This window comes from Robinsoniella peoriensis, assembly GCF_000797495.1.
Taxonomy (GTDB): domain Bacteria; phylum Bacillota; class Clostridia; order Lachnospirales; family Lachnospiraceae; genus Robinsoniella; species Robinsoniella peoriensis.
Genome location: NZ_JTGN01000019.1, coordinates 39210 through 63933 on the forward strand (window position 1 = coordinate 39210; position 24724 = coordinate 63933).

General features: G+C 38.9%; 22 protein-coding genes and 1 pseudogene. 1 reads left to right on the forward strand and 22 read right to left on the reverse strand.

What is annotated here, in order from left to right:
• Positions 1-16: 16 nt before the first annotated feature.
• From QR40_RS26415 to QR40_RS26445, 7 genes and pseudogenes are all read right to left on the reverse strand, one after another.
• Positions 17-547, reverse strand: coding sequence for a hypothetical protein (locus QR40_RS26415; protein WP_044297540.1), 531 nt, complete (start codon positions 545-547; stop codon positions 17-19).
• Positions 548-625: 78 nt separating this feature from the next.
• Positions 626-709 (reverse strand): annotated as a pseudogene (locus tag QR40_RS31130) (integrase DNA-binding domain-containing protein); the annotation flags it as partial.
• Between the two features lie 859 nt (positions 710-1568).
• Entirely contained in the window at positions 1569-2528 is a 960-nt protein-coding gene (locus tag QR40_RS26425) for an ABC transporter permease (RefSeq protein WP_044297542.1), read from the reverse strand.
• A 4-nt stretch (positions 2529-2532) separates the two neighbouring features.
• Positions 2533-4026 carry a sugar ABC transporter ATP-binding protein gene (locus QR40_RS26430; RefSeq protein WP_044297543.1) on the reverse strand — a complete coding sequence of 498 codons (1494 nt, stop codon included), beginning with the start codon at positions 4024-4026 and terminating at the stop codon, positions 2533-2535.
• A 24-nt stretch (positions 4027-4050) separates the two neighbouring features.
• On the reverse strand, positions 4051-5187 hold the full coding sequence (locus QR40_RS26435) for a substrate-binding domain-containing protein (RefSeq protein WP_242858591.1): 1137 nt from the start codon (positions 5185-5187) through the stop codon (positions 4051-4053).
• Between the two features lie 117 nt (positions 5188-5304).
• Positions 5305-6426 (reverse strand): uroporphyrinogen decarboxylase family protein, encoded by a 1122-nt coding sequence (locus QR40_RS26440; RefSeq protein ID WP_044297544.1) that lies wholly within the window; start codon positions 6424-6426, stop codon positions 5305-5307.
• A gap of 51 nt (positions 6427-6477) precedes the next feature.
• Positions 6478-7983 (reverse strand): xylulokinase, encoded by a 1506-nt coding sequence (locus QR40_RS26445; RefSeq protein ID WP_044297545.1) that lies wholly within the window; start codon positions 7981-7983, stop codon positions 6478-6480.
• 339 nt (positions 7984-8322) lie between these two features.
• Here QR40_RS26445 and QR40_RS26450 point away from each other — a divergent pair, with 339 nt between their 5' ends.
• Entirely contained in the window at positions 8323-9117 is a 795-nt protein-coding gene (locus QR40_RS26450; protein ID WP_044297546.1) for a DeoR/GlpR family DNA-binding transcription regulator, read from the forward strand.
• A 128-nt stretch (positions 9118-9245) separates the two neighbouring features.
• Here the strand turns inward: QR40_RS26450 and QR40_RS26455 are convergent, their stop codons facing one another.
• The 15 genes from QR40_RS26455 to QR40_RS26525 form a co-directional block, all read right to left on the reverse strand.
• Positions 9246-10223 carry an ABC transporter permease gene (locus QR40_RS26455; protein WP_027292312.1) on the reverse strand — a complete coding sequence of 326 codons (978 nt, stop codon included), beginning with the start codon at positions 10221-10223 and terminating at the stop codon, positions 9246-9248.
• Entirely contained in the window at positions 10220-10966 is a 747-nt protein-coding gene (locus QR40_RS26460) for an ABC transporter permease (protein WP_044297547.1), read from the reverse strand. Before QR40_RS26460 ends, QR40_RS26455 begins: the two co-directional genes overlap by 4 nt.
• 13 nt (positions 10967-10979) lie before the next feature.
• Positions 10980-11918: an ABC transporter ATP-binding protein gene (locus QR40_RS26465; RefSeq protein ID WP_044297548.1), complete on the reverse strand. Its 939-nt coding sequence runs from the start codon at positions 11916-11918 to the stop codon at positions 10980-10982.
• Entirely contained in the window at positions 11911-12486 is a 576-nt protein-coding gene (locus QR40_RS26470) for a MarR family winged helix-turn-helix transcriptional regulator (RefSeq protein ID WP_044297549.1), read from the reverse strand. Before QR40_RS26470 ends, QR40_RS26465 begins: the two co-directional genes overlap by 8 nt.
• A 247-nt stretch (positions 12487-12733) precedes the next feature.
• The gene (locus QR40_RS26475; RefSeq protein ID WP_160295878.1) at positions 12734-13336 is read right to left on the reverse strand and encodes a helicase associated domain-containing protein; all 603 of its coding nucleotides are present in this window, start codon (positions 13334-13336) and stop codon (positions 12734-12736) included.
• Entirely contained in the window at positions 13333-14007 is a 675-nt protein-coding gene (locus QR40_RS26480) for a hypothetical protein (RefSeq protein ID WP_044297551.1), read from the reverse strand. Before QR40_RS26480 ends, QR40_RS26475 begins: the two co-directional genes overlap by 4 nt.
• A 5-nt stretch (positions 14008-14012) precedes the next feature.
• Positions 14013-14450 (reverse strand): hypothetical protein, encoded by a 438-nt coding sequence (locus tag QR40_RS26485; RefSeq protein ID WP_027292318.1) that lies wholly within the window; start codon positions 14448-14450, stop codon positions 14013-14015.
• 52 nt (positions 14451-14502) lie between these two features.
• Positions 14503-14796: a cell division protein SepF gene (locus tag QR40_RS26490; RefSeq protein ID WP_044297552.1), complete on the reverse strand. Its 294-nt coding sequence runs from the start codon at positions 14794-14796 to the stop codon at positions 14503-14505.
• Positions 14797-14865: 69 nt separating this feature from the next.
• Positions 14866-15624 carry a class C sortase gene (locus QR40_RS26495; RefSeq protein WP_044297553.1) on the reverse strand — a complete coding sequence of 253 codons (759 nt, stop codon included), beginning with the start codon at positions 15622-15624 and terminating at the stop codon, positions 14866-14868.
• Position 15625: 1 nt separating this feature from the next.
• Positions 15626-16483 carry a class C sortase gene (locus QR40_RS26500; RefSeq protein ID WP_044297554.1) on the reverse strand — a complete coding sequence of 286 codons (858 nt, stop codon included), beginning with the start codon at positions 16481-16483 and terminating at the stop codon, positions 15626-15628.
• 64 nt (positions 16484-16547) lie between these two features.
• Positions 16548-18119: a SpaH/EbpB family LPXTG-anchored major pilin gene (locus QR40_RS26505; RefSeq protein WP_044297555.1), complete on the reverse strand. Its 1572-nt coding sequence runs from the start codon at positions 18117-18119 to the stop codon at positions 16548-16550.
• 3 nt (positions 18120-18122) lie between these two features.
• On the reverse strand, positions 18123-20942 hold the full coding sequence (locus QR40_RS26510; RefSeq protein WP_044297556.1) for a prealbumin-like fold domain-containing protein: 2820 nt from the start codon (positions 20940-20942) through the stop codon (positions 18123-18125).
• 163 nt (positions 20943-21105) lie between these two features.
• Positions 21106-22686, reverse strand: coding sequence for a phospholipid carrier-dependent glycosyltransferase (locus QR40_RS26515; protein ID WP_044297557.1), 1581 nt, complete (start codon positions 22684-22686; stop codon positions 21106-21108).
• Positions 22687-22698: 12 nt separating this feature from the next.
• Positions 22699-23079 carry a GtrA family protein gene (locus QR40_RS26520; protein WP_044297592.1) on the reverse strand — a complete coding sequence of 127 codons (381 nt, stop codon included), beginning with the start codon at positions 23077-23079 and terminating at the stop codon, positions 22699-22701.
• A gap of 8 nt (positions 23080-23087) precedes the next feature.
• Positions 23088-24656, reverse strand: a complete 1569-nt coding sequence (locus QR40_RS26525) for an NAD(P)/FAD-dependent oxidoreductase (RefSeq protein WP_044297558.1) — start codon at positions 24654-24656, stop codon at positions 23088-23090.
• Between the last annotated feature and the right edge of the window lie 68 nt (positions 24657-24724).

The following is a 24724-nucleotide window of genomic DNA, read 5'->3' on the forward strand; positions in this document are numbered from 1 at the left end:
AGGTATTCCACCAACTTCATTTTTTCTCATTAAAAACTTTCCAATAATTTTGTATAACCCGCTTACGCCATGCAAGCAATATATTAAAGCATATAACCAGCCCCGCCAAAATGATTACAACAACGGGATTCATCCCGCAAACATCCAGAAACTGCGTCACATCATCACCTACCGGTGCTTTTCCATTCAAATAAAGCAGCGGTACTAAAATCCATGCTGCAGCAGAGAAAGTAGCCCCTATTATAAACATAAAAGAAAAAATCTTATAAAACACATTTTGCTTCTCTTTCTGATACAACAGCAAATAGATAATGGAGACTATAACCGGCAGCAACATGCCACCCGCCTTAAGCAGCGCAGAAGTTAACGGCTGATAAACACCGCCTACAGAACTCATATGAGCCTGTAAAATACTAAAGTCTGTTATTCTGGCACCGCAAAATAGTGCCACTAACGCATGTCCCCCTTCATGAAGAAAAATATATAGGGGAACCATAATCAACGCACTCAAAAATAACAATAAAACATTTTTCTTTTTTTCATTCATTTCTGCTTTCCCTCCCTCAGCACTTCATCCTAATTATGTTTTCACTAAATGCGTTTCTATAAAATAGCCAATTTCCTATTTGTACAAGTATCTGCCGTCTGTTCTCTGGCTCTCTCCGGCCTTTAATATGCGACCTTTGTTATCTCTTCTCTTTTCTGACACGCTGTCATACTACTTTCCGTATTGGAAAGAGCCTGGATACGACTAACACTATAATAGCATATGCAAAGCTCATTTTCATTAGATATCGTCCTGTTGGGATAAATGTCGCGTTAATAATGTGATTGCGAAAACAAAAGCGGCAAATGTTCCTTTTCAGAACTTTACCAGCCAGAATCTGCTTTGTATGTAATAAAATCATGATTCATATTTCCGAAATAATAATGACGAAATTGATAAAATCTCCAACTTCCATTTCCCTGGCAGCTAATGAGAATTTTTCTTATTAACTGCTTTCCTCTTGGCATTTCCAAAATTTTATAGTATGATACACTGGTTAGACGCGCCTAACTTCCATAATTCTTTTCTGTATGTCCAAGATCATATAACCGTTCTCTGCCGGGCCCCACAACCGCAAACGAACGATGCTATGTCAGAATGTAAAACACTATAAAACAAAAAAGGAAAATGCAAATGATTAAACACAAAGAATTTACTTTTATGATAATTTCTGTTATTTTATGTGCTGCACTATTTTTCGTAAAGATTACAGGAAACGCTGTGCATACTCTCATTGGTTTTCTGTTAGTTGTCATCTCCTCTGTTCACCTGTATGCGAAATGGAAAAAATACAGGTATATGCCGCCAAACCTCAGATTAGTAGATCAAATTTTAATACTTTCATTCGTATTCATATTGATTTCAGGAATTGCATCCCATATGTCAGCAGGTCTGCTGATATTCAAAATAATACATAAACTGTCTGCTCTGGTTTTTTGCATCGGTTTAATCGAACATACCGTGCAGCACAAGCAATTCCTGATAAAGAAGAAAGGATAAGAAGCAGGATTGCCACTGTAACTTATACTGTCTTTTCCGAACGCTCCGTTACAATCTGAAGCAGCACAGCTGCAATAATTATAAATCCTTTAATAATATCCTGTGGATAAGACGGAACCGCCATAAGATTCATAATATTTCCAATGAGCGCCAATACCAAGGCTCCCACTACAGTCTTTATTACAAATCCGTTTCCGCCCGCCAGACTTGCTCCGCCGATTACACATGCCGTAATGGCATCCAGCTCCTGCCCCATTCCCACGGAGGCACTGCCGGTAGAGCTTCTTGATGCCACAAAAATTCCTGCCAGGGCAGCCAGTACACCGGAGATTGCATAGACAGAAATCAGATAACGTTTCACTCGTATTCCAGCCAGTTCAACCGTGGTCTCATTGCTTCCCACAGCTATTACAATACGTCCAAATGCCGTATATTTCTGTATGAACCAGAAAATCACCACTATAAGCACTGTAATTATAATAATAGGATAAAACAGTTCTTTTTTTACCAGCAGATCCAGATACCCCTTATCTAATTTGATTGGAGTTCCATTGGTAAGTACAAATGCCATCCCACGGGCTATTGTCATCATTGCAAGAGATGCCACGAATCCCTGCATCTTCGTATAAGCAACCAGTACACCGATAAAAGTTCCCATGAGCAGCCCAGCCGCCAGTGATATGAGAATTGCCAGGAATAAATTCATGGAAAAATCTCTGATCAGTATGGCTGTCAGGGCTGCACCGAAAGCCATAACAGAGCCTACCGATAAATCGATTCCTCCGGTTAAGATTACAAACAGCATGCCGATTGCCACACAGATCGGTGCTGCCTGCTGCAAAGCAATATTTCTCAGATTCATTACTGTCAGAAAGTTTTCCGACAGCAGACAACAGACAATAAATAAAATGATAAAGATAATATATGTATTATTTTGAATGAATAGCTGCCGTATCCGGCGCTTCTTTTTCTCCTGCTGCATCCGCTTATACCCCCATAGCATATTTAATTAGATTACTTTCTGCCAGCTCTTCCTTACTCAGTTCCCCGGTAATCCTGCCCTGAAACATAATCATGGCTCTGTCGCACATGCCGATAATCTCCGGCATTTCTGATGAAATCATAATGACTGCCACGCCATTTTCCGCAAGTGTATTCATTATCTTATAAATTTCTATCTTGGCGCCAATGTCTACGCCCCTGGTCGGTTCGTCAAAGACGATACATTTACAGTCTGCCGCCAGCCATTTGGCAAGAGCTATTTTTTGCTGGTTCCCGCCGCTCAGGCTATTTGCATTGTCCTCGGCAGAGCCATATTTTGTTGCCAGTCCGGTCAGTAACTCACAGACATATTTTTTCTCTTTCTTATGATTGATTACACCAAATCTATTTGTTATTTTCCCAATTGCAGCCAGCGTGGTATTCACACGGATACTCTGTTCCAATAGAAGTCCCTGCTTTTTCCGATCCTCCGGAAGCAGACCAAACCCGCTTTTGATCGCTTCTTTCGGATCTCTAAAATTCACTTTTTTCCCAAAGTAGATTATATTTCCGGAATCTTTCCGGTCGGCTCCAAAAATGGCCCGCATTGTTTCCGTTCTGCCTGATCCCACAAGGCCGCTGAATCCCAGTATTTCTCCGGATTTCACATGGAAACTTACGTTATTGACCAGCTCACCGGCATTCAGTCTTTCCACCCGGAGCACTTCTTTTCCAATCACTGCATGCCGCCCGGGAAATAACTGGGTCAGATCCCTGCCCACCATCATATTGACCAGCTTTTGTTTATCAATGGAATCAGTTGGCACCGTACCCACGTAGGTGCCATCCTTTAGGATCGTGATATGATCACTTAGTTGAAATATCTCTTCCAAACGATGGGAGATATAAATGATACTGGTTCCTTCCGATTTTAATTTCCGGATTACTTCAAATAATTTTTCGATCTCGGAAAAAGTCAAAACTGCAGTTGGTTCATCCAACACCAATACCCTGGCATTGCGTGTGAGGCATTTGCAAATCTCTACCACCTGCTGATATGCCACACTCAGGGTACCTACCCTCACACCGGGATCTATTTCCCCGAATCCCAGTTTTTCTAACTGTTTCTTAGCGTCCAACTTTAATTTTCTCCAATTAATGGTCAGCTTTCCTGCAGACAATTTATCAATAAAGATGTTTTCCGCCACTGTCAGATCCGGTGCCAGCATAAATTCCTGGTAAATAACTGCAATTCCATGCTCTTTCGCATCTTTCGGACCGTTTATTTTGATCCGGACACCATCGACTAGAATTTCCCCGTCATCCTTCTGATACGCGCCGGATAAAACCTTCATCAGAGTTGACTTGCCTGCCCCGTTCTCTCCAATCAGAGCATGTACCTCTCCTTTCTGAACTTTTAGCGAAACACCGGTCAGTGCCTTAACGCCTCCGAAATGCTTGGTTATATTTTTCATCTCAAGTCTGTATTCATCCTGCATAGCATCCCTCCATCTTCCGGCAATCTAAAATCCGAATTGATAATGTTCATCGACGTTTTCTTTTGTCACCGCAACTGCCTCCGTCAAAATAACATCTTCATAGCTCTTCCAATCCTTCTTATCCACCAGAATCTCTTTGGCAACTTCTATGCCTTTTTCTGCAACTTTATATGGAGAATTTTCTCCTGTGCCAAAATATTTTCCTTCCTTTATCAGATCATATGCTTCCTTTGCACCATCTGCTGCTGCAACCATATCCACCCCTGTGATACCTGCATTTTCCAGTGCTTCCATTCCGCCGAACAGCATCTGGTCATTTTCACCCAGCATACAGTTTAAATCTTTATTTGCTGTTATTAAATCTTCCGCCGCAGTTAATCCTTCTTCTCTTGTTCCTGCACCCCAGCCTTGTCCGCGCAGCGTAAATCTGGCCTTCTCATTGGATGCTTTTCCATTTTTCATTAAATCATCTTCAAATTCCTGCGCCGCTTTCCACGCTTCCTCTTCACTGTATCCTGCTCTGCTTTCGATGATTCCACAGAATAATCCCAGCCTTCTTTCCATACATGCCACATTTCCTTTCAGTGCACTCAGAAGTACTGCAATAATTTCCTTGTCTTTGTCGAACTGTTCACCATATGCTTTTCCGACCAGCCGTCCATTCTGCTTATTATCAGAGTATATGGTAGTACATTGATTACACTCTCCCACTCCGCTGTCCAGATTAATGACCGGTATATCTGCTTCTGCAGCTGCATTGATACTTGGAATGCAGGCATCCGGCTCCACACTGTCCAGAAAAATCAGATCCATCCCCTGAGTAATAAAAGTCTCTAAATTTTCAGCTTCTTTGCTAGTATCACTGTTCGCATCCAGAACGGTACACTTCCATCCCTTTTCCTGGGACAGTTCTTTTACAGCCTCCACCAGGCTGACGAAATAGGGGGAATCCTGTGTCTTTATTGCAAAACCGACTTTAATATCCGATGTTTCCTGTACATCCTCCGCTTCCTGTCCTGCAGCCGCTGCTGTTGCCGCTTTTGTTTCTTCACCCTTCCCATTGCTGCCACATCCTGCCATTGTTATTACCATTGTGAAACATAACACCGCACTTAATATTTTCTTCAACATACCAATACCTCCGCTTATTTTCATTAACATATGATTTTACCGCAACTTCCCACACATGAATTCCCTTCTCCGCTTGTGCTAATTTTTCAAACAAGCTCCCCAGCGTGTCTGACAATTGCTTTTTTGCCAGCTGTGCGTCAAAAAGCTCTAGACATACACTCCGATTTCTTTCGCCAACCGTGCAAAATTCACAATATTTTCTAATGGCATATCATCCATGAAATTACTGGTAGGCGCCATAATATATCCGCCTTCTTTTCCCAGGGACTGCACTCTCACCTCCATTTCCTGCTTCAACGTTTCCAGGGAGCCGATCAGCGCCGTCTGCTCATCAATGCCTCCATGGAAGATCAGCTTATTTCCAAACTCCTTTTGGAGCCGGAACGTATCCATATCGTCTGCACTTGGCTGAATGGGATTTAATATGTCAACTCCCGTAGCAATTATTCCGTCCAATATTTTATAGACAGATCCGCAGGTGTGATGGAATATCTTTACCCGGGGTGCTTTTGATTTAATAAAATCATTTAATTTTTTACGCCTGGGAACGATCATTTCATTAAATAACTCCGGAGATATAATAGGTCCCCTCTGTGTCCCATAATCATCCCCCGTCTCCACAATCTGTATGTACTCGCCACATGCCGTTAACAGAACATCATACAGCCCCATCTGAATTTCCAGTGTTTTATCCAGCAGTCTGTTGGCAAATTCCTTATCCACCAGCATATCAACCAGCATATTTTCCATTCCCCGCAATTCCCAGGCAAGTTCAAAAAATCCATGTGATACTGCTCTGGATGCAATTGCATAATCAGTGTGATAATACAGGTATTCTGCTCTTTCCCTCATCCCCCTCGCACGTCCGGGAGCATAAGGATCCGGCCAGGGATAGGTATCAATATCTTCTATTTCTGCATCCTCCAGGGGACTGCTGTGCCCCTGGGACAGGCCGTTGACCAGCTTTTTCTTAATGCCGAATTCATTTGTGATCACACCTTCCTCATCGTATACCGGCTCATATCCATCGGGCGGCAGCAAGAAAACATGGCGAAAATCTCCTCCCATCTTTTCCATCAGTTCATCATTATACAATGCAGAACTCTCATCCGGCCGAATCACAAGATCCTCGCTTTCCACCTGGAAATATTCCTTTACCCGCCTGAAGGTGGGATTGGTCATACCCGATGCGGTTGAACCGATATCAATTGCTACACGGTCCGGTCTCCTGTGTTCCAAAATACACTGCACTCTTTCTCTGGGTGTCATTTTTGTTCCTCCTTGTTATGCATTATCTGATTATTTTAGCAGCTCTTTTATCTATAACTGTAAAGCTGCCAGTTCTCTGAACTGCTCTTTCATTGCGGAATATAGCTTTGTATATATTCCATACAGACGGTCATACTTTTCAGCGTTTGCTTCCTCCACGGATACCGGTTCAAACTTCAGATATTTTTTTCCGTCCTGAAACGTATTCAGAATTCCCGCTCCATATGCTGCATTTATCATATTTCCCATTGCAGTAGCCTCTTCGCACTCTGCCAGATACAAGGGTCTTGCAAGTACTTCTGCAAATATCTTCATCCAGATATTACTCTTTGCTATTCCGCCAGCTATTCGAAGTTTTTTGGCTACGGCACCTTCTTTGCCAAGTAATTCCATGATCTCCCTCACTGCCAAAGCGTTCCCTTCCATAATTGCCCTTAAAAAATGTTCTCTCCCATGATTTGGGGATATTCCAAAAAAGACGCCTTTCATACTACCATCCCATTGAGGACATCGTTGTCCCACTAAGGTAGGAAGGAATAATAGTTTATCGGCACCCGCCTTCACCTTTTCAGCCATGCGGTTCATTTCTTCATAAACAGAATCCGAATTAAATTCCTGCATGAATTTATCCCGGAACCACCTGTAATTTCCTCCTCCAAAATCAACCCCCGCCATATTGCACCATGTCCCCGGAACAATATGGTGATATACATGGAGGGAACCACTTCTAACCGGCCTGTTAGTACATACTCCAAGGGCGGTGACAGTACCCCCGGTAATAAAAGCATCGCCTTCTTTTGTAATTCCGCATCCAAGACCGCAGGAGACTGCATCCATGGCACCTGCCACTACCGGAGTTCCCATAAGCAGACCAGTGTTATCACCAGCCTGTGCAGTAATATTTCCCACCACATCAAAGCACTGGTAAATCAAGGGCAGTTTATCCATATCCAGTTCACAGGCTTTCACCAATTCCCCGGACCACTCCCCCTTCTCAACATCAAACAGCTGGGTCAATCCTCCTTCCGAAAGATTGCAGGAAAATATTCCGGTCAGCTTATAGGCAAGAAATCCTGCAGCATTTAATATCTTATAGGTATGCCGATAATGCTTTGGACAATTGTTCTTAAACCACATCAGCTTAGGTGCTATATTGGATTCATCATTGCGGTTACCATTTATCTGCGTGAGTATTTCCTGCCCCACGTTGATATCGATCCATTTCTTTTCCATAACGGCACGGCGATCTGTCCAGATCATTGCATTGTGAAGTATTTCTCCGTCTCTTCCTATTGGTATCATGGCACTGCTCTGGCTGTCGATTCCCACCACAGCAATCTGCTGGCTGCTGATCCCGGCTTTCCATAATACTTCCCGGATTGTTTCACAGGCACCCCTCCACCACTCATTGGGATCCTGCTCTGCAGCACCGTTCTCTCCAAAAAATGTTTTATGTTCTCTGGACGCTATGCCAACCATTACACCTTCGCCATTAAATAAAGCCGTCTTGCAGCTGGACGTCCCCAGATCAACGCTGATAATATACTGTTTATCCATTTTCTCTTCCTCGTTGTTTATTCAATGTTTATTATTTGTTTATTGTGTTTGTTTTGTTTATAGTTACATATAATCATATCCTGTTCGTTTTGTCAAGATGTTTTTGATGTATTTTATAATTTATTGTCTTTTTTATTCATTTGTTTGTTTAATTCATATATCATTTATTATGGTATTGAACATTTTTTTTGATATCACTCACACTTGTACACAAACAAACATTTTATTCCAAGAATCCTATTGTAATTTTTTCTACTAAACTATATAATAGAATAAACAAACATAAGGTAACTATGTTTTATTTGTGTTTGATTCTTTTTGAAAGGAACATAAAATTATATGAAAATCAAACGAACAGATCAAATTATTGAATATATGCGTACTCATGGCGGTGTCGCAAATGTTGTTGACTTATGTGAGAAATTCGGTGTTTCAGATATGACCATCCGAAGAGATCTGCAGACACTGGAAAATAACAAGTCTGTAATCCGGCATTACGGAGGCGCCACCCTGATACAGGAAATAACCTCCTCTGTAAATGCCGCTCCATTTCAAACACGGCTCAATGTAAACCAGCAGATTAAAATGAGTTTAGGACTGGCTGCAGCAGAATACCTGCAAAAAGCCAGCATACTCCCCACCTGTAATGCAGTATATATTGCCTCCGGTACAACTTTGTACAGTATGGCACTGCAAATCAATTATCCGTTAAGTAATACTACCCTGGTTACAGACAACGTAAGCGTATCCCAGGTATTGGCAAGCCACCCGGACTACACAGTAATTTCTATCGGAGGCCAGTTAATTCTCCCTTCCCTGAATGCAGTGGGGCATGTTGCTGAAAATATGATTCGCAGCTTTTCATTTGATTATGCCTTTATCAGCGCTGCTGCCATCGATGAAAACGGTTATATTTATAACTACAATTATATAGAGGCCGGAACTTTTACTGCCGTTCTGGAATCCAGCCGCCATATTATTGTAGTTGCCGATTCCACTAAATTTATGAAAAAAACCTTTGTGCAGCTCTGCCAGCTGAAAAAGGGATACACCCTCATTACAGATTCGGGTATATCCCAGGACTTTTATCATACTTTGGTTAAAAATGAAGTTGATGTGATTGTAGCACCATGATGGTCAGATATCTCTGACGGTGGGAAGATATTTGGCTTTTGCATATAAAAAGCCGATAACCATATATATTTCATAGGTTATCGGCCCTGCCTCACCAAACACATTTTATTGCATTTTGCATTTCTAAATTAATAAATCCCTTTCTTTACTTTATGGCTCGTAATCACTCCTCCAATCACCCAGAATCCAACAATCCAGATCATTAAGTAGATAACTTGATCCATGTAATTAAAGAATTTCCCACCACCAGCAATTCCCTGAATCATATTCATGTATGCCTTTTGCGGTATGAGATTTAATACATTGTCTAGCAGAGTGTTGTTATCCGAAAATGATATAAAACAGCCGGCTAATATACAGGTAATTACCGCAATACCACTAGCTGCCAGCGAAGTATTCCTTTCAATCAGCGAAGAAATGAACAGGGCAAATGATGTTGAAAAAACTGTAAGAATCCCAAGTAATAACGCCATCATTCCAAGGCTATAACCAAGATTTATTCCAAAGCCGGCATTTGCAATAACAATTGCAACATATGTTGGTATGAAAAGGAACAGAACTGTTAAAATACCCTGTGAGAAAAGATATTGTTTTTCACTTACAGGCGCTGTCATAATCCTGCGAAATGTTTTCTTAATTCGGTCTTCCGGATATAGTATCGTTAAAGCTACCGCCTGCATAATCATAATCATGAAAATATATCCCAGTATATTCGTTCCTGCACCCCTTTTGTTTTCTATTTCCATTTTGCCGGTATTAAAATAGTTTTCCATTGCAGATTGTTCTTTTTTACTTTTGATGGTTTCAACCCGATAAGTTCCATCCTTATTTTGCTCGATGACAGCTGCATATGTCCCCATAAGCAGGGCAGATTCAGGGGGCCTCTCTTTCACAACATCTATTTTATATTTGTTATTTTCCGATATTTCCCGGGATATCCCACTTATATCACCAACCAAGGCAACGGATAATTTCATTTCAGCCCTTTCAGAAAATATCACAGCAATTCCTATGAAAACCGGTACAATAATTATGGCAACTGCCAGAATCTCTTTATGTGTAAGAATACGTTTAAAGTTGTTTTTAATTAAATTTATACAATTCATGCTACATAGTCCTCCGGTTTAAATGTAATCTGGCAGATTGCAATACATATGACTGACAGCAACAGCATCATACCCATTACAGGAAGAAACAGATGAAAGTTCTGGTCATAGATTATCTGAAAAGCACATTCTGTTACCCATCTTACCGGTGAAATAACAGATATCATTTCCACCATTCTGCCAAAGCTCGCTGTAGGAAAAAATATGCCTCCAAAAAAGACGAATACCAGTATAACAAGGGGTATCACGGAATTTGCTCCCTCTTCACTTTTTAGAAGACAACAGCACATAATGCCGAAAGCAGTTCCAAATAGTGCAGCAAAATTAATCAGCAGCATAATATAGACCAGGTTTTTTCCGCCAAAATTTATATGGAAGATAAACTGCCCGAGAAAACAAATGAAACTGTATGAAATACTGCCCAGAATATAAGTAGAAATCATTTTTGACAGATATATTTTCACTTTGGAAACCGGTGCATAAATAATCCGGGTATTTCCTCTCTTTACTTTTTCTTCCATAAATGTATTTGATGCTGTCATTGCTATCAGGAATGCCACAAAAATCATCATTGTGATCCCATTGTAGTCGAAAGAACTCACATTGCCTGCTCCAAAACTGCCTGATGTTACAAGTCCCATTACCCCAATTAAGATAAACGGAAATATGGTATTGACTATGAGCAGCATTGGATTTTTGATAATATTCATAAAATCGAATTTTATGATTTTTATAAAGTTCAAACTAATCACCTTCTTAATCTCTTAATTTTCGTCCGGTCAATTCAAGAAACACTGTTTCCAGGGACGCCTCTTCACTGCGCATACTTTCAATTTTACAGCCATTTGCAATGATTACGGATATAATATCATTTAGATTTTCTTCTGATTGGTCCGAAGTAACTGCAATATTTGATTCAGAAAAAACAACTTCCCGAACACCTTTCAAGTCCAGAAAATCCTGCTCATTGCATTTTTCCTTTTCCTCAACCTCAAAGTAATACGTGACATCATTATTTACTTTCTGATTCAATTCTTCTTTTGTCCCCTCCGCAATAATCGTTCCTTCGTTCATAATAATAATCCGGTCACAGATTGCCTCCACTTCTTCCATATAATGTGTGGAATAAATAACAGTTGCCCCTCTCTGCCGTAAAGTCCTGATTGACTCTAAAATGTGATTCCTTGACTGCGGATCAATCCCCACCGTAGGTTCATCCATGATAATCAGTTCCGGCTGGTGAACGATGGCACAGGCTATATTCAGCCTTCTTTTCATACCACCGGAAAAAGTTCTCGGCTTATCATCCTTTTTATCATATAAACCGACTAATTCTAAAGCTTCTTTTGCCCGTAATTCTAATTGCTTCCCGTTTATTCCATAGAGACTGCCAAAGAAACGTACATTTTGAATGGCTGTAATTTCTTCATAGATAGCTAAATCCTGAGGTACTACCCCCAGCAACCGCTTAATTTCCTTTACATTCTTCTTTAAATCCCGGTCAAAAATCGTGACCTCTCCCTGATCCATAGAAAGAATGGTTGACAGAATATTAATCGTTGTGCTTTTTCCAGCCCCATTTGGTCCAAGGAAACCAAGAATTTCTCCTTCATTCACCACAAAGTTAATACCATTAACCGCTTTCTTTGTATGATAGCTTTTCTCCAGATTATGGACTTTAACAATACTATTCACTTTTATTTCCTCCATTATGGGCATGATATCGGCTCCGGTCAAATTCTTCCAGTGCTTTCTTCTGGCTTTTGGTAAGCTCTCCGTCTCCAACCACCCGATTATCTACATCTTCCTCAAAACCATCCATTTCTTCTCCATCATAACGGTACATTTTTTTGAGCAGGCTCCATAAAATTTCAAGTTCTTCCGTTGTAAAACGCTGAAAAACATCGGCAAAAAACTTTAAGGAACGTTCCGAACACTCCATCATAACCTGCAAACCAATATCAGTTATTTTAACATTCACGGCTCTTTTATCCTGTTCACTGGGTACCGTAACCACATACCCCTTTTTTTCGATGGCAGTAATTAAATGCTTTACACTTTGTTTTGTAGTACCAAGCTTTTTTGCAATATTATTCAGTGTTGTTTCACCTTCTTTTAAATGCGCTGCCGCAAGCATAGCCATATACTGCCGGGAAGTTAAATCCTGCATAAACTGGTCTCCTTTTACCTGTAGTTTATTGGTAACAGAAAAAAGTGTGGCATATGCCTGGTTCATTAGAAATAAATCATTTGCGTATTTCATTATATTCTCCTTTCATACGACAACATGCTGTCTAAATGTATGTTAACATTAAGACAGCATGTTGTCAATGTATTTATGAAAATATTTAAAAGGTTCCTTTTATTAAACGGGCTTTCCTCTTCATTGAAAGCTTCAAATTCTTTAATTTATAAATTATACTAAGATATTATATACCACGAAAGATTATATCTGGTCGTTTATGTATCTAAAGGTAAGTTTATTGACATGAACCATACGGTAGTTGATTTCATTTCTCTCTTTCATGTCTTCTATATCTTATCTGCCACTTAATTCCAAGGTTTTCTAATTTTTCGCATTTCCATTTACTTATTTTATTCAGGCGATAGCATTTCCTTTGATAAAGGAGCCATTCTCCAAGAGGCATTTGCTTATATATCAAATTCTTGGGTATATCAATGTTCCCAAATTCTAAATAATACGCTTCGCAATATTTATACCCTGTCTCCCATGTTCTTCTCACCCCAAGTGTCCACATCATCCCGATCTGGTTTAACAGATAAATTTTTCTGGCATCAATTTTATAAACGCCCTTTTGGTGGTATGCAGACCTCTGTCTTTCGATCCACCGACCAAGAAGAAATCCTTCTCGTGTTTTATAATTCACAGGTATTTTTAAATGATGCTCTAAAGAATAAAATTCTTTTGCTAACGCATACCACTCATCCCACGATAAACGTGTATATGTTTGTTTTTTGGTAGATTCAAAAGTACTCATGATTACCTCCCTTCTGCAAAAGTTTTTTCCTCCAACTCCCGAATATATTCTAAGATTTCTTTTTGTCTCATCTTTTATTCCTCTCTTTGAGAGCGTGTTGGAAAGTTTAATCAAGATATGCGGTCGGGTTTGTGAGAAAAATTTATTTCTTCCAATGGAATAGAATATTCATTAAGTGGTATTATTACGTCTATGGTATTCATAATACCAACTGCACTGCTTACATATGGCACCCACTCTTTTAATTTTGTATATAAAGTTCTGATCTCGCTAATTGTGATATTCCTTCCGCTTAACATCCCTCTTAAAATTAACAATATCTCTTGTTTATCGGCAGAACATATATCTCTTCTTTTCTTTATCAGATCACAATAATGCTTTAATTTTCTATGATTCTGAATTTTAACCTGAAGATTATCATAATCTGTGATACTCACATATATAACATCTCCATTATATAAATTAAATTCCTGCATCAATTGATACCTGTACTGAATTTTAACTGCAGGAAACTGCACCATTCTTAAAGTCTCTATGATTCTGTATTTGATCCTGTCATCCGACATCACAATACTATTTACTTTATATGTATTTTCAATAGCTCTCATTTTTTTTCTCTGCCATATGTACACTTTGACCGTAAAGTATTCCTTACCATTTATAATCCGTATTCTTCCTCTTAAATCTTTTTTTTCATATGTCTTTTTGTTGTCTTGTATCATAAGAACTCCATATATAATTACGATAAAAATTAGTGTTAGTGAAATCCAGTAAAGTCCGATCATCCCGTCTATTTTACCTCCGGATCTTCAATATTAGTGATTCCCAATAAAGCATTCATTTTCTTTAACATTTCCTTTGAATTTTTGAAGTAAGTTTTTTGTTTACAGCCACTGTAACTCATTATCCCATGCCAGGTATTATCTTCTAAAGATAAGATATTAAGGGCAAAGAAATATATTTTAGGTTTGATAGAATAACAGTTTTTTTCCGGATTTATAACAGGTTTTAAATAAGCTCTTTCTTCTTTTGTTAATTTTCGAACCAGGGTATCCGCCATAATATACATTTGTGCAAAATTCTCAAAATATATTAGTTTCCGGTAAAAGGGACTGTAAAAATATCCACAAACTTTATTTTCCACAATTTTTGTAACTGAAATAAATATGGTTCCGATTCCTCCACTTAGAAATCCTATATCCTTCTTTGATTCATTCATATGTCTCACAGCACTCCTCCCTGTTATTTCTCTACTCTAATTAAACTTGATACTATCTGCCTTATACTAACTCTCTTATTCTGGATCCCCGTGGTATTAAAATATAGATATTTTCTGCTACTTGAAATAACCGGATTTCCAGAACAAAAATTGCTCCGCTTATAAAGTCCATCATTTTCTGCTTTTCGTTTTGTTCCAAATTTCCCATGTTCATCAGAACTACCTGGTATTCTGCACTTTCTACAATGTCGTACATGTTTTGCTTTTCTTTTGGTGTGAAAATCCGTACACTTTTACCTGACAAATCATATCTTTCATCTTCATCGCCATACTTTTCTCTGTTTAACAAGCCCATATGATAACCCTCATGTTCTTTTTATTTTTCTTCCATTTTAGTTGTCATAACTTCCCCCAATATTACCATTTACTTATCTTCCACCCGCTCACAATAAACCACATACCTTTGATAATTATATCCATACGGATGACACGTAATTAACGTCACTAAATCACGGTTGGGCTGTATCAGTATCTGATCTATATCCGTTGGGATGATTACTTTAATTTCAACCACCGCATAGGTTAGTGTTTCCCGAAAATTTTTAATTGTAACCGGATCTCCTATCTGTAAATCCTCTATATCCCTGAACATAGCTGCATTACTATATCCCCGATGAGCCGCTATAACTGCATTCGTATTATTGCCGCCTACCGGAAGCGACGTTTGCGATAAATGCGCCGCCCCTTTTATCATATTCTCATCAGTTGCGCCTAAATATATGGGTAATTCAATTCCCATTCTGGGTATCTTCAGGCTGCCAATCATATCCTCATCAAATCCCCATTCTTTTAAGCTGAAATCTACCTGTTGATAAGAAAAAGGATCCACTAAATCTTCCTGACCGGTTCGAAATAGCTTTCGGTTATATTGCACTATTTTCTGATATAAATCTTCATGTCCCAGATTAATCTCTTTTTTCCCGGATGCCGGTTCCGATTTCACCGCAACACCGTTCTTTTCATCCGCCTCCAAATAATCGCTTTCCATCTTCTTATCAAATTCTTCTATAATTTTCTTAGCCTGATCCGCATACATATATTGGCGTATATGAGGATATAAAATTATGCTAATTCCAAGTAACAGGAAAATACCCGCTGCTGCAAGTGCCATATTTCTTTTCATTCTATTCCCTCCTGTTTCTGCTTTTCCTTTTTAACATTTTATAGAATATTAAAATCAGCAATAGAATAAAGAATATACATGCACCTGTGACCAAATATTCCATATGAGATGTCCCCTCAGTAACTGCTGCTTCTGTTTCCTTTATCCCGCTCGTATTTTCTGCTTGTTCCACATCCGCAACTCTGGTACCTCTGACTAACAGTCGATGACTGTTCACTCCATAGGGCGTACACGTTATCAGCGTAACCAAATCTCTATCCGGTATAGTCCGCAAATCCTGCACTTCATCCGGGCTGATTACTTTTATCTGATCCACTTCATAGGTCAGTATCTTGTCTAAAATATATAAATAAAATTGATCACCTTTTTCTAATTTATCCAAATCTGTAAATAACTCTGCTGCTGGTAATCCTCGATGTCCCGACAAGACACAATGATTACCCTTTCCTCCAATAGGCAACGCTGTATCTTCTAAATGTCCCACTCCTTTTTGTAAAGACTCTTCCTTACAGCCATGATAAATGGGTAAATCCACCTTAATTTTCGGAATCTTTATATATCCCATTATTCCGTCTACATCTAAAATTTCTTCGTAATTATCCGGGATTACTCTTCCACTGCCGGGCACAAAAGGATCTCCGATCACTGCTCCCGATAGTGAAGCATTATATTTCTCCGCAGCTTCCCACTCTGCTTTTATATCTTTCTCGTTTGATTTACTAACTTTATTTTGGTAATTTGATATTATTTGAATTTGATTTTTGATTGCAATATAATTACTCACAGTCGGATAGCTAAGTATTCCAACACCTAATATAAAAATGAAAACAATAAAACATGTTGCTAATTTTTTACTCATTTATCCACCTATCCAGAAAGGAAGTAGGGTCTTCCTACTTCCTTTATTATTTTATGGCAATTTATTATTGTGCTTTTTTTCTTGCTTTGAATCCCATGAATACAGCAAGAAGGATTAATGCTAACCCGGAAGCTGTGAACATTACGGTTCCCATACCGCCAGTTACCGGTAAAATTATTTTATTTTTATTTATGATAGTTTTAGCTATTGCACTATCTAAATGGGATGTAGCGCTCACTTTTACCTCTACTGGATCTTTTAATAAACTAAAATTCGTTGGCGCCTTAGTCTCTACAATCCAATATGATGTTTCTTTTGTTGTATCGAAATCTTCTCCCTTAATGCCGCCATAAGCAAGTCCATAGAATTTTACCAACCCGGTATCATCTGATATTACAGTATCCGTAAATCCGGTGCCTGCATTGTTAATTACAGAAATAGGATCTGTTCCGGCCCTGGCATCTTTCTCGGAAGCATAAATTTTAAATTCAGCCCCTTTCAGTGCATCTCCTTTATCATCTGTCTTTTTGATTTTCACTCCACCAGTATGTACTTCCGGTCTTTCATCCTTATCAGGATCATATGGTTTACTTGGATCAGTTGGATCCATACCATCCGGTACGATAACTGGGGCAGTTGACTGATCTTGTGCATTTGTATATTCCAGAGTAGCTCCATTAGGAATGGCAACGCCAAGTTTTGCTGTTTCATTTAATTGTGTAGTAAAATGAACATGGACTTTTTTAGCCCCAAGTGCTGCAACCTTTTTAATTCCCGCCTCTGTCAGTGCAACTTCTAATTTTCCGCCATATTTACCTACAGGTTTTGTCAACTTATAATCATCATCTAATACCAAAGTGCCGTTAGCAAGTTCAGTATTGTCTTTTGCTGCAGCACATACTTTTACATTTCCAACATAAGTTAATTGTGTATCCAAATTATCGGAAATATTATATTTCTTAGATGCTGTAATGCTCTTATCCGCATTTTCCACTACCATATTCGTAGGTACAGTTGATGAGATAATCCACTCATGGTCTTTTCCTACCGTTGCTGCATGATCCTTATTAGGGATATTTACAACATGTTTGTCGATAGCAAGTTTTTCATTCTTAGGATACACATGAACATCATAGATCCATCCATCTCCAGTCGGATTCGTCATTGGAACACTTACAAGAAATGGTGCAGCCGGAGATACTCCTGTTACGCTGTTAGTCTCCTGAATTTTATAAGTTCCAAATGGCAGATCACTAAATGATAATGTTCCATCATCTTTTGTAGTTCCTTTGTCTGTACCATTAGTAGCAAAATTTGTATCATAGTCAGTGCTGGTTACCGGGTCCGTATCTTTCGCCAGTTTACTGATGTTAAATGTAACACCTTTTAATGGTTTTGCTCCCGCAGGAATTTTATCCCCTGCAACCTCATTTCCGTCGGATGGCTTGCCTGCATCTGCTATGTCATCCATAAGAAACTTGTGAATCGTTATTGAGCTGTTTCCGTTCCTTGCCGGATCTGGTAATGCCTCTTGCGGCAAAGTCGTTGCAAAAGCAGTTGTGGATAGCATTCCGATTGCCATTACAGAAGCCAACACCATTGTTGTAACCTTTTTAAAAAATTTTTTCTTAACCATAGTTTACTCTCCTTTTCTTTTTGGTTTTCTTTTTACTATGATGAATAATATAATTGCACCTCCAATGAGGATAATGCCTGTTACTGTAAAAATAATAGTTCCTATGCCACCCGTAAGAGGTAAATCTGTCTTCTTGAAATTGGGTAATACATATGACACTTCATTTCCTGCGTCTTTTTTTATAAACGCTGGCGGCTGGGGATTCCCGACTGCTTTTATTTGAATTGGTTCCTGCGCATTTGTTATGTCTACGCGGATTCTCCATTGTCCCAAGGGCAGCGCATAGTCCGGATTAGTTTGGATTTCTACCAGCTGATAGTCCCCACTGGGTAAATCCTTAAAACTAACCAATCCATTTTGATCACTTGCAACCGTTTCTCTTTCTTTCCAGCAATTTTCAGGATCATTGGTCACGAGTACATCATGCTGAGAATCATCTGCATGGTTTTTGCTGCATATATACAACGTAAACTTTACATCCTTTAATGGTTTGGTATGATCATCCCCGTCTACTTTAAGGAATCGAAATGGAACCGTAAGCAGCGTATTTGTAAATTTAGCAGCTTCTGTATTCTTATCTCCGCCTTTTGAAGAATAAGTGATGCTCTTTACTTCCAGCTTGTCAGTACCCGGTATTTTGGCAATCACTACTTCCGCCTTATATTCATTTATGTCGTAGATATAATCAGGATCCTTATCATCTAATTCTGTAATGATAAAATGATAAGTCCCTTCTGCACCAATGGATAAGGCTGAAAATTCAGCAATACCATCTAAATCATTTGCTTTTACCTCATCAACCGCCGGAGTGACAGCAGATGTCTTATCATTTACCAAATGGAACTTAAATTTTCCTTCTGGAACAACAGCTTCACTTCCATTTGGCGTAACCAACTTTTTATCAGCCTTTAAATTAAATTCAACTGGTGTCAGTGTATCTAATTGCTGAACGGATAACGTTTGTGTAAAGGATGCAGATACTTTTACATTCTGGTATAACTGACGGGCATCATTGATTTTTGACTCTGCTTTTGCAACTATTGCATCTGCATTTTCGGTATCTGTGACCGTAAATGTCTGATTGTCGGCAGTTCCCCCCTGGTTACCCTCGGTCCATTCAATTGTGATGGATGCAAGCTTTCCGTTAGCGGGCGCTTGAACCTCCAGTTTTACAGGGTCTTTTGTATCCCCGCTTAACATAAATACTCCATCTGTCTCTTTACTACCATCCGCAGTTTCAAGCTTGTTGCCGGATCCTCCTTTAATAATGATCTTCCCATCTTCTACCACGAAAGGTACCTTAGCCGGGTTAATTTCATATCCTTCCGGAGCCTTTATTTCCTGGAAATAATACTCCGCTGCGGTAAGCCCCTGCGTTACTCGCAACAAACCGTCGGCATCTGTAGTCAAGTTTTCCATTACCAGATCGTCGGTTCCTGTGCCGTTCTTTTTATAAAGATTGTAGACTGCACCGGCTTTTCCTTTGTTGTCATCGGCTCCCAGTTTTTTTAGGGATACAGAATGAGATGTGGTTAGTTGGGCTGGTTCGGTTTTGGTGTATATTTTTGTTACAAAAGGAACAAACCAACTTAAAGAAGCTGAATCAACTATCGCAGTATCTACAAAACTTCCATTCCAAGTAAACCAATTCATCTGCGAAATCTTTTTAGACTCTAGTCCTATGTAATAGGAGCCAGTCTGTTTTATATCTATAACTTTTATATTTTCCAGTTGGCCGCCAGGCATAGATTCTGGCGAAACCTTAGGATTGTCAACAACAACTCCATCGTTATTAACTATATACATGACATCTTCAGTAATATAGATACGTTCATCATCTCTCCATAAATCCAAGTCAACTGTATATTCTCTAGAAAAATTTCCAGAGTCATCACTGACAAAAACTAGCTCTTTGCTTTCTAAAAAAACAGGATTTAGACTAAAAGAAGGATCAAATCTAATTCTTCCACCAATCCAATAAGGATATTTACTTACCGGATTTCCCGTAACTGTTATTACCATATTCTTTTTTGGAGTGCCATAATGTAACTTTTCAGCCTGTGTTACCTCCGTTTGATCTTTAGCATCAGTAATTGATAGCGGAGTAATATCAGTTATAAGGTTATTTGAAACATTTAAGCTACTAATGGATTTAATTAAAGGTACACCTTTGATACTTTTTATCTTTCCTGCCTCACCCTTACCCGTCCCATCCGCATTAACATTTCCAGTAAATGCAGCTAATAACTCCTTAACTGAAATAAAGCTATTTACCTCCAACGTATTCCCATTCAAAAACTTCGTCGGATCTGCCACTATAGAATCATATATAGCCTGCGCAAAATTCCGGTCCTCAATTCCAGCTGCTACAATTGCATCTACAGTAAACTCACTTGCACCTAGTTTCGGCGTAACCGTCTTATTATTCAGACTTTCACTTGCTTTTTCTGAACCTTTTTCTTCATCCTCCTTTCCTTTCTCACTCTCTGTCTTCTGTGTATTTGTCTGTTTTTCTGATTCTTCTTTCTTTCCTGTTTCTGAGTGTTTCTCTGTGTCTGATTGCTTTTCGGTTTCAGGCTTTGTATCACTCTGTTTTTCTTCTGTATCTGTTTGATTTTGTGATTCTGATACCTGCTCCGTTTCTTTTTTATGCGTTTCCTTAAGTTCTGTTTCCGGCAGTTTCGATACCTCTGACTGTTCCGAAATTCCTTCCACTAATGATGCTGCCTCAGACTGCTGTAACCATATGGGACTGGCTGTCATACATACAACAACGCATAAAACAAATGCAACAATCCTTGTTATACTTTTTTTTAATTTCAAAGCATTTACCTCCTATCCATAAAAATTTCCTACATCTTGTGATTTCCTACCTCCCCATTTGATATTAATACTCCCTTACCCAAAACTTTCGGGCGGTTGGAGCCCATATATATATAATATTTGACTATTTCTCTAAAATTTTTATAGTCAAACAACATGGCCTTTATCCATTTACACTATTCAACGTTTGAATATCAGTAGCACTCCAATTCAAACAATACGCAATCATCAATCCAATGCACAAAACACTAAATCCGCAAATCATAATTTTAACTGCCAGTGCTTGTCCCTGATTTTTACTCTTTTCAAGCCAAATGCCTGTCCCAATTGCAGGAAACAGGATTGTCACCACTATATAACGAAAGTTCATCGTACAAATAAACGGATACTGAAAGCAAAATTTTATATATGAGATAAGCAGCACTGCGTATCCTGCGACAATCATGCCTTTTAATGCGCCATCCATACTTCTTTTTTGAATAAGCACACGGATCAGTATCACGTTCATCAAAACAGCAGCCAGAATACTGGTAATTAGCAATATGACTGCAAACCATTCATACAGAGTTCCCGTCATTTGAAAGGCTTTTTCATCAAACAAAGCCGAACGGAATAATTCTGCCCATATATTATGTTCCGCTCCCGGATTCCATTTGTTCCATGCATGACTCATAGACTCTGCCCCTGGAATACCAAGCCTTTCCCATACACCATAATTTCCTACGTATTGATACTGATCTATTTCACCCAACATAGGCACATAAGTAAATGGAATCTGATACAACATTCTTAATCTGACTACCCATGCCATTCCAATAGGAATACAAAGCACTCCAAAAGCCAGAAACTGACGACAGATTTTTATCCATTGATCTCGTTTTCTAACCATTTCCATCAAAAATACAATTCCAACACCGGGGGCTAAAAGACCCACTGATGTTTTTGTGAGCATCCCCAGGCTAATCGATAATGCGATCAGCAAAATTCTGCTGATACTTTGTTTTTTATACCATCGAACGGTATATAGGAGGGTACTCAATGAAAATAAAACCGCAAGGCAGTCATTATTCAAAGATGCGCTTAATACTGTAAAAACCGGATGAAAAATCAATACACCTGTTAAAATTAATAAATTACATTCTTTTATTTTGAATTCCTGTAAAATGCGATAAACAAAATAGGTACTTACTGATCCATAAAATAATGTAAGAATCTGTAAATTCTCCATACACAGCTCGTAATTAAATCCCAGCATCCGGTTGATCCCTATCCAAACAGCGGAAATGATATGATGCAGCGGCGGATTATAAAATGCCCATATTCTTGTTGGATCAAAGTTTGGTAATTTTTTGAATTTATATAAATATTCAATATATCCAAAATGCCCGGATCCAATTTCATTTGTATCCCATCCGCCGACGAAATGAACATCATGCTGTCCCAGTTCATAAGGGGAAACCAGGATAAAAAGTGCTCTGATCAAAAAGCTTCCTAAAAAAATACCCGTAATTATTCTTCTCTTATTAAGAGTTCCCTTAAAATAACAATAGCCATAATACGCAAGGTATCCGGCAATTATCAAAACAGCCAGGAATCGTTTGTTTCCCAGGATTACACGCTGAACAAACTCTATGGAACCAACAGCCCATATACAGATACAGGAAAATACTATTGCCAAAATTGGATACCTGTACATCATATTCAGCCCTTTTCTTTCCTGACTGTTTGAAATGTTTTTATTCATGCCTTAATCCCCTTATGCCCGTTTACTTTCTAAGAGCATTTTCCTGCTTATAAAGTTATAAACCATCACAATAGCTGTAGCTGCAATCTTGGAAATCATATAGTGAATACCAGCTGCCTCTACCATAACAACCATTACGAATTGGTTAATTCCCAACCCCACTGCACTCAGAATAATAAATGCAAGAAATTCTTTTTTCTTATCTGTTTTCCCTCCTGGGCGGAATACGAACTTCATGCTTAACAGATAATTAACGGCAACAGAAACTGTAAATGAAACACTGCAGGATACGAGGTAATGTAAATGAAATAATTCTGTTAAAAAGGTCATCAGTCCATAATCTATGACAAAACATAAAAATCCAACCATTCCAAATTTTAGTATTTGCTCCATCAGGTTCTTCACGCCGGTTTCCCTTTCATTTCACAGGATTTACTTTCCTCATGGTATTCTTTTTCCGTATTCACGTTCCAAATCGCTGTTTTATCCTTATTCCCACTCCTGATATTTTTCACTGCTTCCAAAGACGTTGCCATAGAATGGTCCATATTATTGTAACGGTGTTGTCCGTTCCGTCCCACACAGTATAGATTTTCAATATGATCCACCCACTGGATCAGTTTATCAATCTGTTTATATGTATCAAAGTATGCCGGATACGCCTTTTTTACTTTCTTGCAATGATAGTCCTTCACATCTTCCCTGCTCTCTATTACCCCCATTTTAATCAGTTCTTTTACTGCTATTTCCACACGCTCATTACTTTCTAAATTCCAGAAGTCATCATTTTCATTACAAAAATACTCCAGGCCCAGCCAGACATTTGATTCAGCATTGGAAACAAGATATGGTGACCAATTATTAAAAATCTGTATTCTTCCCAATTTAACGTCTTCATTTTGTACATAGATCCAGCAGTCCGGTACGATATTGTTTATGGTTCTAATGCTTGTTTCATTTTTTATTTTAAGCTTGTCTGCCAGAAGACCAATGGTAACAAAATCCCGGTATGATAATCCGTTTGCTATTGTCCTTATCTGTCCGGGCACATATTTCCCCATTCCAAGCACCAGATCTTTTAACGGCATGGAGGAAATAAAAATATCCCCCTCTATTTTCTTTTCCATACCGCTTTGCTTATCCCAGTATATTAAGCCTGTCACCTTATTTTGGGCAGCTTCAATCATTCTGACAGATGCTCCATGCTGAATCCTGCCACCCTTTTTCTGAATTTCTTCGGCGACCAGTTCCCAAAGCTGCCCCGGTCCCAGCTTGGGATATATAAATTCTTCAATTAAAGACGTTTCTTTTTTGTCACGGATAAATATGTTTTTCAGCAGTGCAAAAACAGATAACCCCTTAACCCTCTGCTCTCCCCAGTCCGCAGAAATTTCACGCGGATGCCTTCCCCATAATTTTTCTGTATACCCTTCAAAAAACATGGAATATAAAACTTTTCCAAAACGGTTGATATAAAAGTTCTCCAATGAATTTTCAGGAAGTTTATGTAAACAGGAGCCCAGATAACTGCATCCCGCTTTTATAGTCTGCAATACTCCCATGTTAATAAAAGTCTGAGGTTTCATAGAGATAGGATAGTCAAAAAATTTTTCATGGTAATATATCCGGGAAACTCTTTGTCTTAAAAGCATAACCCTGTCATCTTTTTCCGGATCGGGGCCTCCCTTTGACATCTGTTTTACCCGTCCCAAAACCAAATCATCATAAGATGGTTTCCCCTGAATGGGCATTATATTTTCCCACCATTGCATAATTCTTTTGTCTTTGGAAAAAAAACGGTGACCTCCTATATCCATACGTTTCCCGTTATATTTCTCAGTCATGGAGATACCGCCAATATCCGGCGTTTCCTCTAAAATAACAACCTCATATTTTAATGGATCCTCTAATAATTCATACGCTGCCGTCAAGCCTGCCGGACCGGCTCCAATAATCACTACCTTCTGCATATTTTCTCCCCTTTGTACGTTTTCGCTTTAACCGTTTTGCTCAGAACTCTTCGCTTAGACTTCTTCGC